This is a genomic window from Planctomyces sp. SH-PL14, from assembly GCF_001610835.1.
In the GTDB taxonomy this organism is placed as follows: Bacteria; Planctomycetota; Planctomycetia; order Planctomycetales; family Planctomycetaceae; genus Planctomyces_A.
The window spans coordinates 2,455,252-2,468,098 of sequence record NZ_CP011270.1 but is presented as its reverse complement, the minus strand read 5'-3'; the positions used below and the strand labels follow the sequence as shown (position 1 = coordinate 2,468,098).

The window sequence follows — 12,847 nt, the reverse complement described above, 5'->3', positions numbered from 1 at the left end:
GGCACCGGCCTTTTCACAAGGGCCGGTGCCGGGATGAGGTCACGGAAAGAAGAGGAGGCGGTCCCGGGGGGAGGGGGGACTACCGCTCCGGCTGCGTTTCCGGCTTGTACTCGTGGTTCCGCTTCCGGACGACCTTGGCGGAGGTGATCGTGTCCCCCTTCTCGATCGAGGCGACGACGTCCTGTCCTTCGATCACGCGGCCGAAGACCGTGTGCCCCCGCTGGGCGGCGGGGTTCGGGTTGAGGTGGGCGGTCGGCAGGTGCGTGATGAAGAACTGCGACCCGCCGGTGTCCTTGCCGGCGTGGGCCATGCTCAGGCTTCCCATGAAGTGCATGCGGGCGTTCGGCTGGTAGCACTCGCACTTGATGTTGTAGCCCGGCCCGCCGGTTCCCGGCGGCTCGGTGCTGCCGGGACGGCTGTTCGGGCAGCCCCCCTGGGCCATGAACTGCGGGATGACGCGGTGGAACTGGAGGCCGTCGTAGTACTTCTTCTCGACGAGGCTGACGAAGTTGGCCACGGTGTTGGGGGCTTCGTTCTCCAGGAGGAGGAAGGCGACCTTCCCCTTGGTCGTCTCGAACTCGACGATCGGAAGCTGCTCGTCTCCCTGGGCGGCGTCTTCCTTCTCGCGGATCTTCGCTTCCTTGGCCCAGTAGGCGGCGTAGGGCTCGCAGTTCTCGGCATACTGGGCGAGTTGGCCGATCAGGACGTTGGCGGCCTGCGCCTTCTCGAAGAGCGCCTTGGCGCCGGCGAAGTCGTGCGTGGCGAAGTGGGAGACCGCTCCGAGGTTCAGCGCGAGCTGGTTCGTCGGGTCCCGGGTCAGGATCAGGTCGGCCGCCTTGACGGCGTCGGCGTAGCGGTTCTTCTGGAAGTCGATTTCGAGGCAGATCTCGGCAGCGTCGACGTTGGTCGGATCGGCCTTGAAGACCTCCGGCGCCATCTGGCGGAGGGCCGGGTAGACGGCGTTGATTTCCTGGATCAGTCCGCCCGCCTGCTGCTGGATTTCCAGCTGTTTCTTTGCGTCCGCGGTCTCGAACTCCTTCTGCATCTGTTCGAGTTTTTCGCGGTTCTTCTTGAACTTGGCGTGCATGGGAGGCCAGTCGGTCTTGCTGTCCAGCTTGACTTCGGGCTCTGCGGCCGGATTTGCTCCGTTGATCTTCGGCCTGGCTCCCTGAGCCTGTCCGACCGTCGGCATGGTCGCCAGTCCGAGGGCCATCACGGTGGCCCAGGCCATTGCACGAAACACCATCTCTCGCTCCTGACGAATCCGTCGTTGCCGCCTCCGTGGCGCGGTTGGCCACGACGCATCAGGCGGAATCGATCAAGTTTAGGTGCGGGCCGGGGAAACGAGAAGCGCGGCGGGGAGCGGACGTTCCGCTCGAACCTCGTTCTGGCCGGCACGGCGATGCCCGCTCAAACCCAATGTGCCACGGCCGCCGGGGGTCAAGGGGGTCCTACCCCCTTGCCGCCGGAGGCACTCCTGTGAGGAACCGTGGCACACAACGGGCGTCCCCTTTTGGGGCCGGCGTTGAGGACTCCTTCAATCGACAACCGCTTGCTTTGCAGTCCCCGCGGGTTGGTGAGGGGGCACATGACACGGTGTCCGCGCTTGGACACGATCTCCTTCAGACATCTCTCGACGGCCAGGCCTCCGGCGGGCAAAGGGGATTCTCCCCTCTGCACTCCCTGACCAGGGTACCCCTGGACCCGATGAACAGGGGACGCTCTCTCCTCGCCCCTCGAACCACTAAACTTCCGGTTTCCCACGAGAACCGCATGAAACTGAAGTGCACCCCCGAAGACTTCCAGGTCGATGAACTGACCGATTTCCCCATCGGCCAGGAAGGGAACTTCGCCGTCTACCGCATGTCCAAACGCGGACTCACAACACCAGATGCCATCGACGCCATCGCACGCCGCTGGAAACTCGACCGCCAACGCCTGAGCTACGGCGGCCTCAAAGACCGCCACGCTCTGACCAGCCAGTTCCTCACCGTCTTCCGCGGACCCAAACGGGAACTGATCCAGACCAACCTCTCCCTCCGCTACCTCGGACAGGCGATCCGCCCCTACAAGCCGATCGACATCACCGAGAACCAGTTCAGCCTCGTGATGCGGGACATGAGCGACGCCGAACTCGCAACCGCGACCGCCGCTCTCCAGAACGTCGCCGCGGACGGCCTGCCGAACTACTTCGACGACCAGCGGTTCGGCTCCGTCTCGCAGGACGGCGAATTCATCGGCCGCGCCTGGATCGAAGAGAACTACGAACGCTGCCTCTGGCTCGCCCTCGCGGAACCCCACCCCCTCGACCGCAGCGGCGAGAAGAAACAGAAGCAGATCCTCCGCGACCACTGGGGCCAGTGGCCCGAGTGCAAAGCCCGTCTCGAAAAGTCCCACCGCCGCAGCATCATCACGTTCCTGGCCGACCGCCCGGGCGATTTTCGCGGAGCCTGGGGCTGCGTGCGGGCCGACCTGCGGAGCCTCTATCTCTCCGCCTTTCAGAGCGACCTCTGGAACCAGGTCCTCAACCGCCTCATCCGCCGCCGCTGCCCGGCCGAGCAGATCGCGGAAGTCCGCCTCGTGACCGGCCCTCTCGCCTTCCCCCGCCTGACGGACGAGCAGCGGCAGGAGTTCCGCGAGATGCTGATCCCGCTCCCCTCCGGCCGCACCCGCCTCGACGGCCACCCGCAGGCGGACGAGATCCGCGACGTGCTGATGGACATGGGGCTCACGCTGGAACAGATCAAGGTCAAGCACCACCGCGACAGCTTCTTCTCGAAGGGCGATCGCAAGGCCTTTATCGACTTCCAGGGGATGACCCACTCCTCCGGCGACGACGAGCTCTACGCCGGCCGGCGGAAGCTCTCCCTGTCGTTCCGCCTCCCCCGCGGTTCGTACGCCACGATCCTCGTGAAGCGGATCACCGAAGGGGCGGTGGGGCTCGAAGAGGAAACTTAGGGCCTGTATGAAAGCGGATTTCGGAGGCGTTCCGTCCACACTAGCCCGAAGCGCCAGCGAGGGAATTCACGCGTCGTCCCTCGCTGGCGCATCGGGCTGGTGAGCGTTTCCAGACAGAACCTAGCCCCGGACGGACCGCTCAGCCCGTGGACCGCGCCAGCACGGCGACGTGAACCTCTTTCGCGCCCGCCTCCAACAGAACCTTCGCGACTCCCTTTACCGTCGCGCCGGTCGTCATGACATCGTCGACGAGGAGCAGCCGCAGTCCGGCGACGGGGCGGCCGGTCCAGGCAAAGGCGCTTCGCAGGTTGACCCGCCGCGTCGACCCCGGCAATCGAGTCTGCCGCCTGGTCCAGCGGGTCTTGCGGACGGCGTCATGCTGGAGCGGCCGCCGAAGCTGCCGGGCCAGGACCGCCCCGATCGTCTGCGGGGTCAGATCCCCGCGGACCAGCCGCTGCGCCCAGAAGTGGGGGACGGGAACAACTGCATCAGGAGCGAGGTTCTGAAACCAGCCACGACGCACCTCGAGCAGTTCCTGCGTCAGGGCTTCCGTCAGCCGCGGTCCGCCGCTCGCCTTGGCCTGCAGGATGAGCGATCGCAGGAGAGAGCCGTGGCCATCGGCCGGCCCCGCCTGCTCCCGATAGCCGCCGAGCGTCACCGCCGACTCGAACGGAAACGCTTCGTTGAGACACTCCCGGCAGCCGGTCTCCGAGGCGGCATAGGGTCCGGCCGGCGCCGCGCAGCGGGGACACCAGGCTTGATCGAGGCGAACGAGTCGCGAACGGCAGCCGTCGCATAGCAGTCGCGCGGACCGGCCGTCCGGCAGCTCCGTCTCGCAGGCCGCGCAGGTGTGGGGATAGAGCGTGTCGACTCCCGCCTCAGCCGCCCATCGCGCCCCGGCGGCGAGCTTCGCTCCGTAATAACGCAGCCCGCCCGCGACGCGCGACCAGGCGTTCGACAGACCGGGCGATGCGGAATCGGGGGTCGTCATGCGAGCTGGATCTGCCGGGTGATCGTCGTGTCGGTGATCTTCGTGTCCGCCGCCAGGAGGAGGGCCTTGCTGAGGATGATCGACAGCGTCCGGTCTCCCTCGAAGGGGAGGAACATGCCGTCGTTCCCCGCCGTCTTCTCCATCCGGCCGTCGGGGACGATGCACAGGTACTGGTCGTTCGGCTCCATCAGGATGTTGCCGCTCCCGAGATGGATCTTGTACGTCCGCAGGTCCCCCCGGACCTTGAGGAACTTCTCGTCGAAGGAGCAGCGGGAGGCGATCTTCAGCCGCGGGATGAGCCGCTGCAGGACTTCCTTCCGCGTCGTCGCCGAGGCGGTCAGATCGCCGAAGGAAAAGTTCGTCCAGTAGTTGGCATACGTCCCCTCGGGCCCGCCGTCCGCCCACGTCGGATCGTTCCCGACGCTGCAGACCCCCACGAACAGGTCGACGTCCCGCAGGATCTCGGAGAAGACAAGCGGCGGGATGAGATCGAGCGGCAGCGGTTCGTTGGCGGGGTGCTCCTCGCCGTGAATCTCGTAGCCGCCGCCAAAGGCATGGGCATAGCGCCGGTCGGCATTGATCCGGTAGAACCGGACCTGGTCCGTCGAGAGGTAGAGAAAGCTGCCGCTGTCAGTCGTGTCGCGGCCGTACTGATCGCCGATCCCCTCGACCCAGAACTCCGCCCGCAGCCCCCACTGCGGCAGGTCCTTCGTCGGCGGGGCGTAGATGTCGTCGACCATCAGCCGCAGCTTGTTCTTCCAGTTCCGCACACCGCACAGGGCATGAAACTGGTGCTGACGGAGGACATGCGCGGCAAAGCGGTTGGAGTAGGTGTTCGTCCGCCGCTCGGCGTCGGTCAGCAGGTACACCTCGCGGTGCGCCTGCTTGAACGGCTGGCGGACCTCATGCCGCTCGAGCCAGTTCCGCCAGGCGAGAACGTCGTCGAGCGGGCGGCCGACCGGATGCCACAGTTCGACGGTCACGTCCGGACCGACATCCGCCCCATCGAGCCCCGGAAGCGGCTCGTCATCGACGTTCACGATCCGGCCGTCGTGCCAGATGCCGTCGCGAGACTCCTTGCCGAACGCGAACCGCCACACGAGCCGGCGGGCGATCAGGCCCACGACCGGATGGTCGAGATACCGCTCCTTCCAGATCGAGAAGGGCCACGCCTTCCGCTGCAGGAACAGGTTGTCGATCCGGTCCCGCTGGGCTGGGACCATTTTCTCAATGTCCTTGGCTGCTCCTTTGAGATCCTTCAGCTCCTCGGGGAAGTCGGACTTCACCTGCGCCGGGACGGACTTCTGCGGTTTGCCGCTCCCTTTGATCCAGAGGATTTCTCCTTTGCCGCGGGAGTCGACTTCGAGCCGGGCCGTGACGTCGCCGAAGGTCTCTTCCAGTCGGCCGACACCGGTGAGCCCGTAACCCGGAACCCCCATCTCCTCGATCTCTTCCCGCGGAACACCGAGCCGTTCCGCCGTGGTCCCGAGGGCCTTTTCGATCCCTTTCTGCGCGTTCCCCGCCTTGACCTTGATCTTGAGCATCGCGAGCTGGCCGACCGCCGCTTCGTTCGGCATCTGACTCAAGGCGTAGACCGCGGCGTTCCCGACGCTCACGGCCCGCGGCCCGATCCCCGGCAGCTTCTTGTAGGCCGAAAGAGCCAGCCGGCCCAGAAGCCGGGCCATCTCGGGATCATCGATCAATCCGGCGATCCAGCAGAGCCCCTTCAGAGCCGTATCGTTCTGCGGAATCGGAAACGTCATTTCGCCGGCCGCCTCGCCGAGCCGCAGGCGGTCCGCCTGTGGGAACCAGCGCTGGACCGCCTCGGAGAATCGGGAGATCGAGATCTCTTCAAGGAGCGCGGCGGCGGTCTTTTTCCACTTGGCCGACGGTGTCGAGGCGGACGCGGTGAAGGCGAGTTCGAAGATCCCGGCCCACCGCCAGCGATCGATCTCGGGCGCCGCGGCCATTTCCTCGCGCACGGCCACGGCCCAGGCGTCCGCTGGAATCAGCCGGTCCCAGAGACCGTCCCGCTGGTCCCCCTCCCCTCGGGGCATCTCAGCCCCCCACAAGTGGAGTCAGCTTGAGGAACGTGACCGACGTCGCCTCATGCTGGGGGGTCTTGGGGCGGAGGACGACCTGTTGTTCCAGGGACTCGACCTGCTGGTCGTCGACGAGGACGAGGACCCGGGCCTGGTCGAAGGCCTCGCAGGCCTGTTCGAACTGCTGTTTCCAGTCGATCTGCCGGCCGGTCTTGAGCTTGCCGCCGTTCAGCGTCCGTTCGGCATCGCTGGGCTGGACGAGGCCCCGGTACTCGCCGGGCTGCCGGGTGTTGTAGTCCTGGACTTCCTGGTAGACGCGGGCCCGGATCAGTTCGCGGACCGTGATCTCTTCCGTCAGGAACTCGACGACGAATTCGTTCGTCGTCTTTCCCATGGTTGTCTCGTCCCGCACGGTCAAGGCGATGGCCATTCTTGTCTCTCCCGGGTGGCAACCGGTCACTATATCCGCGGCGGCGTGTAGAATTCGACGCATCGCCCCTGAGGAGTCTTCCTTGTCCGACGCATCTCATCCGCGCGCCGAGTCCGCTGCCGACCCCGTGGTCATCCTTCCTGGGGAATCGGCCCCTCGTGGCAGGGGACCGACCACCGGTCCCGGTATGGAGCTGGCTGGACTGGAGGTGTTGGCGCATCTGCTCGACAGCGTCCTCAAGATTCCCGGAACCAACATCCGGATTGGTCTCGACGCTCTGCTGGGTGTCATCCCCGGGCTGGGGGATGTTGGGACTTCGCTCCTGTCGATTCTGATTCTGCGGGAGGCGCAGCGGCGGGGTGTTTCGAAGGTGACGATGACCCGGATGACGACGAACCTGCTGGTCGACGCCGCGATGGGTTCGATTCCGATTCTGGGTGATGCGTTTGATGTGTACTGGAAGGCGAACAACCGGAATGTGGAGTTGCTTCGTCGGCATGCGGCGGCCGATCCCCGGACGGTCCGCCGGGCGGAGTTCAGTGATCGCGCATTCTTTGCTCTCCTGATCGTGATCGTGCTGACGTGTCTGACGGTAAGCCTGTTCGTGGCGTTCACGGCGATCCGTTGGGTCGGCACATGGTTGTTTGGAGGATAGGGGTCCAGGGGGCACCCCTGGTGGGGAGTGCAGAGGGGCAAGGCCCCTTTGCCCGCCGGAGGCCGTCTCGTCGGAAGATGTCTGAAGGAGTGAGTGTCCAAGCGCGGACACCGTGCCGTATGCCCCCTCACCAACCCGCAGGGAGTCCAGAGCGAGCGAGGAGTCCTCAACGCCGGTCCCACAAAGCCGACGTCCGTTGTGTCCCATGGTTCCTCATGGAAGCGCCTCCGGCGGCAAGGGGGCGAGGCCCCCTTGACCCCAGCTGCCGTAGCACATTGAGTTTGAGCAAACAGCGCTTTGCCGGCAAGAGCGCCTTACACTCGACTCCGCCCCCGCCCCCCATCACAATTCCACTTTGCCCTCTCCCTCCCGATCAAGAAGTGTCGTACGCCGTGGCCGAGATCGCCTTCCAAAAGAGCATTTCACCCGACTGCCAGACCCGCTACGGCATCGATCAGGTCCTCACGGTCTGCCCGGAAAGCCACGACCTCCTCGACGTCCACTACGACTGGGACCGCGTCCCCGTCCCGTCCTCGCTCAAAGAGTTTGAAAAGCGGTGGATGACCCGCCACAACCCGCTCGACTACAGCGGCGTCTGGCGATTCCGCGAACTCCTCCCGTTCGCCCCCGATGACCAGATCGTCACCATCGGCGAAGGACAGACCTACCTCCAGAAGTGCGATCCCGTCGCCAAGTACGTCGGGATGAAGCCCGGCCAACTCTTCCTGCAGTACGAAGGCCTCAACCCCTCCGGAAGCTTCAAAGACAACGGCATGACCGCCGCGTCGACCCACGCCCGGATGGTCGGCGCCAAAATGACCGCCTGCGCCTCGACCGGAAATACCAGTGCCTCGCTCGCCATCTACGCCGGCGTCTCGGGACACTTCCGCTGCGTCGTCTTCGTCGGCAGCGGCAAGATCTCCTACGGCAAACTCTCCCAGGCGCTCGACTACGGCGCGGTGACGATCCAGATCCGCGGCGACTTCGACGACGCCCTCCAGCAGGTCCGGGCCGTCTGCGAACAGCAGAACATCTACCTCTGCAACAGCGTCAACCCGTTCCGCCTCGAAGGTCAGAAGTCGATCATGTACCGGGTCCTCGAAGGACTCGGCTGGGAAGTCCCGGACTGGATCGTCGTCCCCGGCGGAAACCTCGGGAACTCCAGCGCCTTCGGAAAGGCGTTCCTCGAACTGAAACAGCTCGGCCTCATCGACCGCATCCCGCGGCTGGCGGTAATCAATGCCTCCGGCGCGAACACCCTCTACGAGCTGTACGAGCACCAGGGCCTGCGGTGGAACAACGGCCGCCCGCAGAAGGAACTCGTCGACTCCTTCTACCGCGACATGGACGCCCGCAACCACCGGGCCGACACGCTGGCCAGCGCCATCGAGATCAACCGGCCGGTCAACCTCAAGAAATGCTTAAGGGCACTCGACGCCTGCAACGGCGTCGTCCGGGAAGTGACGGACGAGGAAATCCTCGACGCGAAGGCGCAGGTTGGGGCTGGCGGGTTTGGATGTGAGCCTGCGAGCGGTGCCAGCGTCGCTGGTGCAAAAATGCTACGTCAGCAGGGAATTATTGCCCCCAGCGACCGTGTCGTCTGTATTCTGACCGGACACCAGCTCAAGGACCCGACGGCCACGGTCGGGTATCACTCCGATGCGGCTGCGGAGGAGGCTCAGAAACTGGCAAAGCGAGGCATTGTGACGCGGCCCTACCAGAATGGCCCGATCGTTGTGGACAACGATCTGGCCCAAATTCTGGAAGTCATCGGGCGCGTCGGATAGAATTTTTCGTTGGTAGTGCCACGGACGGCCTGCCGAACCCCTGTCGTCGGACAGGGAACGGAAATCCCGCCATGAAAGCGGGTTCCGTCTCAGGTTCGAAGGCTCCCCCTCATGTACAGCAGTCCCTTCGAGGAACTCGAGCAGCTGGCCGAACACCTCCCGGACGAAGGGGAATCGCTCCTCGTGTCCCGGCGGGACGGCGAGCTGGTCTACGAACCGTTCCGTCCGGATGAACTCCGCGACGGCATCGACGAAGCGTACCTCTACGGCCGGCTCGTCCAGGCCAACGAGCAGCTCAATTCGCTCGGGGCCCTGCCGCTGTGGGTCACCGGGGTGTCGTTCGTGACGCTCTGCGTGCTCGGGCACGCCACGCTCTCGGGGTCGTGGCAGGTGTGGTACCTGTTCCCGCTCCTTCTCGTCTTTTCGCTCTGCATCTGTTTCCACTGGATCCGCTGGCGGCAGGAGATCGTCTTCCAGACCGAGATCCTCCCGGCGCTGCGGGTCGAGCTTCGACGGCGGCGGATCGATCCGTATTCGCTGATCGCCGGAGTCCGGCAGCACGCGGAACTGCGGACGCTGCTCGAAGAACTCGTCCGCTGGGCGCCGAATACCGAGACGCCGGGCAAGCCGAAGTAGCTGTCCGTCCGACACCGCTTGAACACCGTCCCCGGCCGACGGACCTCCGCGCGAAGTCCACCCTTGCTGGCACACGCAGGCAATCCGCGGCGGACTCAGACCTCCAGGTGCCGCAGCATCTTCTGTAGATCGGTCAGCTCGACCGGTTTCACGAGATGGCCGTCACAGCCGGCGGCCCGGGAGCGTTCCCGATCATTCTCCTGGCCCCATCCGGTGAGCGCCACGATCCGGACCGCGCGGCCCCAGGGCTGTTGCCGGATCCGACGCGTCGCGTCAAGACCGTTCAGAAGCGGCATCCCCACGTCCATCAGGATCACGTCGGGCCGGAACGTCTCGGCCGTCGCCACCGCGGCCAGTCCGTCGTGCGCCGTGTCGACTTCATTGCCGAGCCGGCGGAGCATCTCGGCCAGCGACCGGGCCCCGTCGTGACTGTCATCCACGATCAGGATCCGGCGTGAGCCCCCGGGGGCGGAGACTTCGGAAAGGACGGCCTCATCGGACGTGGTCCGCTCCGCTTCGGGCAGGGTGACGGTGAACGTCGTCCCCTCCCCTTCGCCGTCGCTGGCGACCGCCACGGTACCGCCGTGCATCTCGACGAGGCCTTTCACGAGCGCCAGGCCGATCCCCAGACCTCCGCTGTTCCGCTCCACGGTCCGATCGACCTGGCTGAACATGTCGAAGATCGTCGGGTGCGCGTTCGCCGGAATGCCGATCCCGGTGTCGCGGACCGAAACCACGATCTGCCCGTTGGCCCGTTCCGCCGACAGCCAGATCCGTCCCCCGGCCGGGGTGTACTTGGCGCTGTTCGTCAGCAGGTTCGAGAAGACCTGGGCCAGCCGGGTCAGGTCCGCGTCGAGAATCACGACGGCGGCGGGGAGGGCGATGATCAGCTCGTGCCCGGCCGCGTCGAGCTGGGGCCGCGCGGTCTCGACGGCGCTCGCGACGATCTCGGTGAGGCTCACTCGCGCTCGCCGCAGCTCCATCTTGTTGCGGTTGATGCGGGACATGTCGAGAAGGTCGTCGATCAGCCGCACCATGTGGGAGAGCTGCCGGTCCATCATCTCCCGGGCCCAGGCCAGCGTGTCGCGGTCGTTGTCCGCCAGGCGGATCACCTGCAGGCCGTTGCGGATGGGAGCGAGCGGGTTGCGGAGCTCATGCGCCAACAGGGCGATGAAGTCGTCCTTCTTGCGGTCGGCGTCGCGGAGCTGCCGGATCAGACGCAGCCGGTCGTAGGCGGCGGTGACGTAGTGGCAGATCGTCTTCAGGAACTCGAGCTCATCCGGATCGAACGTCTCCCGCGTCCGGCTGGCAAACGACAGCGTGCCGAGCAGCCGGTCGCCAGCGAGGAGCGGGTTGCAGGCATAGACTTGGATCCCGAACCCTTTGACGAGCTGCACCCGCGGATCGGCGGACTGCTGAATGCAGGTGGCGGTGATCGGCTCGCGGCTGACCGCGACCGCTCCGCAGATCGCCTGGCCGAACTCCAGCCGGCGGATCGAGTTCGCGACGACGTCCGGAATCCCGGCGCACGACTCCAGCCGCAGGAACTGGCCGGATTCGTCGACCATGAAGTTGAAGTAGGTATCGAGGCCGAAGTGCGGAGCGATCTTGCTGAACAGCCGGCGGATCATCGAGTCCGGCTCCTCGGTCGTCAGCAGCACCGCGGCCGCTTCCCACAGGAGCCGCATCCGGTCCGACTGCTGCCGCAGCCCCTCCTCGACCTCCCGCCGCTCGTGAACGTCCTGAACGACGCCGTGCATCCGCAGGAGGTGGCCGTCGTCGTCGTAGATCCCCCGTCCCCGGACGGCGATCCACCGGGACTCGCCGTCGCGCGGGTTCAGCCGGTACTCGATGTCGTAGTCCTTCCGGGCGGCAACCGCGCGGGCCACCGTGTCGCGGGCCCGCTGCCGGTCATCGGCATGGAGCAGGCTCCGCAGGTCCTCGTGACCGTAGGAGGCCTCGTCCGGAACGCCGAAGATCTCGCGGGCCTGTGCGGAGAGCGTCGCCCGGTCGATCGTCGGATCCCATTCCCAGAAGCCGAGCTTCCCCGCCTCCATCGCGAGACCGAGTGTGACGGCGAGGTGCGTCGACTCGGCCTCTGTGCGGCGCCGCTCCGTGATGTCGGTGGCGGTTCCGAACCACTCCACGATGTGGCCCGCGTCGTCGAGAATCGGGATCGCCCGGGAAAACGTCCAGCCGATGGTGCCGTCGAGGCGGACGACCCGGTGCTCCAGCTCGAACTTGTGGCGGGCCCGGATGGCCTCCTGAACGGCCCGGGTGACGCGGGGCCGTTCTTCAGCGGGGATGTAGACATCGAGCCAGGAGCGGGAGGGCTCGCGGGTGTCCATAATGAACTCCCGGCCGACGAGCTGCCGCATCTCGGTCCAGTCCGCGTTCATCCGGTAGACCACGTCCGACGTCGCGGTGACGAGCGCCCGAAACCGGTTTTCGCTTTCCAGAAGCGACTGCTCGGCCGCTGCCGTGGCGGCGACCCGGTTCAGCATCTGGACGGCCGCGCCGGCAAACTGGGTCAGGCTGGCGACGAGCCGCGCGTCTTCGGAGTCGAAGTGCCGGTCGGGCGAGTGGGCCACGACCCATACCGTCCCGATGACGACGCCCCCCTGGTGGAACGGAACGAGCAGGACTTCCCGCGCCGGCGAGCAAAGGTTGGCGATGTAGGGGAAGAACCGGTGCGGGTTCGCCATCAGCAGCGGGGCGTTCCGTTCGAGAACCACGCCGCACGGGCTGAACTGTCCCGGCATCGTCCCGCCGACGTAGGGGGCGTAGTCTCCGGCGGTGGCCTGCCAGCGGAAGACCGCCTCGGGACCGGCGTCATCCCAGACGCTGACTCCGGCCGAGCCGGCGTGGCAGAGTTCGAGGGCCCGATCGCACAGCACCTGCAGGACGCTCTCGGGGGCTTCCGCCATCACCCGGGCGAGGGCGACCAGGACGCGGCCTTCCGCCTCGAAATCGGGTGCGCGGGAGGTCCGGCGCGCCAGTTCGGGAGTGATCAGGATGTCATCGAGCGTCGTGGCCGGGGAGCCGATCGATGGGTTCATGGGTGGTCTGTCTGGCAGCAAATCCAGGCAACTCGGCGGTCCCGTCCTCTCGCTCGTCCCCGGCAGGACGGTCGACAGATTCGCCTCGGCTCGACGGGGACCGCCAGCTACGAGCCCTGGGGCGACTTTTGCAGGATCATGTTACCCGGATTGGGGTTTCGCCGCATCCGGAAGAACCCTTTCCTGCCCGGTCGATGTTCTTGCCGGCACGACACTGCTACGTCAAACCCAACGTGCCACGGCAGCCTGGGGTCAAGGGGGTCCCGCCCTCTTGCCGCCGGAGGCACTT

Annotated in this window: 9 protein-coding genes; 4 read left to right on the top strand and 5 right to left on the bottom strand. The window is 66.2% G+C overall.

Annotation, left to right across the window (positions count from 1 at the left end; genetic code table 11):
- Positions 1-79: 79 nt before the first annotated feature.
- Positions 80-1,246 (bottom strand): peptidylprolyl isomerase, encoded by a 1,167-nt coding sequence (locus VT03_RS32645; protein WP_197489274.1) that lies wholly within the window; start codon positions 1,244-1,246, stop codon positions 80-82.
- A 527-nt stretch (positions 1,247-1,773) separates the two neighbouring features.
- Here VT03_RS32645 and truD point away from each other — a divergent pair.
- Complete coding sequence (gene truD / locus VT03_RS09665; protein ID WP_075092788.1) at positions 1,774-2,958, top strand: tRNA pseudouridine(13) synthase TruD; 1,185 nt, start codon at positions 1,774-1,776, stop codon at positions 2,956-2,958.
- Between the two features lie 139 nt (positions 2,959-3,097).
- Here the strand turns inward: truD and VT03_RS09660 are convergent, their stop codons facing one another.
- From VT03_RS09660 to VT03_RS09650, 3 genes are read right to left on the bottom strand one after another with little or no spacing between them, the layout of a single operon-like run.
- Positions 3,098-3,949, bottom strand: coding sequence for a ComF family protein (locus VT03_RS09660; protein WP_075092787.1), 852 nt, complete (start codon positions 3,947-3,949; stop codon positions 3,098-3,100).
- Positions 3,946-6,006 carry a DUF4132 domain-containing protein gene (locus tag VT03_RS09655; RefSeq protein WP_075092786.1) on the bottom strand — a complete coding sequence of 687 codons (2,061 nt, stop codon included), beginning with the start codon at positions 6,004-6,006 and terminating at the stop codon, positions 3,946-3,948. The genes VT03_RS09660 and VT03_RS09655 overlap by 4 nt, the downstream gene beginning before the upstream one ends.
- A 1-nt stretch (position 6,007) precedes the next feature.
- Positions 6,008-6,421: a hypothetical protein gene (locus tag VT03_RS09650; RefSeq protein ID WP_075092785.1), complete on the bottom strand. Its 414-nt coding sequence runs from the start codon at positions 6,419-6,421 to the stop codon at positions 6,008-6,010.
- Positions 6,422-6,503: 82 nt separating this feature from the next.
- Here VT03_RS09650 and VT03_RS09645 point away from each other — a divergent pair, with 82 nt between their 5' ends.
- The 3 genes from VT03_RS09645 (at position 6,504) to VT03_RS09635 (ending at position 9,499) form a co-directional block, all read left to right on the top strand.
- Complete coding sequence (locus VT03_RS09645; protein ID WP_075092784.1) at positions 6,504-7,076, top strand: DUF4112 domain-containing protein; 573 nt, start codon at positions 6,504-6,506, stop codon at positions 7,074-7,076.
- 380 nt (positions 7,077-7,456) lie between these two features.
- Positions 7,457-8,863, top strand: a complete 1,407-nt coding sequence (thrC, locus tag VT03_RS09640) for a threonine synthase (protein ID WP_075092783.1) — start codon at positions 7,457-7,459, stop codon at positions 8,861-8,863.
- Between the two features lie 111 nt (positions 8,864-8,974).
- Complete coding sequence (locus VT03_RS09635; protein ID WP_075092782.1) at positions 8,975-9,499, top strand: hypothetical protein; 525 nt, start codon at positions 8,975-8,977, stop codon at positions 9,497-9,499.
- 95 nt (positions 9,500-9,594) lie between these two features.
- On the opposite strand, the gene VT03_RS09630 is transcribed toward VT03_RS09635, so the two are convergent.
- Positions 9,595-12,558 (bottom strand): PAS domain-containing protein, encoded by a 2,964-nt coding sequence (locus VT03_RS09630; RefSeq protein ID WP_075092781.1) that lies wholly within the window; start codon positions 12,556-12,558, stop codon positions 9,595-9,597.
- Between the last annotated feature and the right edge of the window lie 289 nt (positions 12,559-12,847).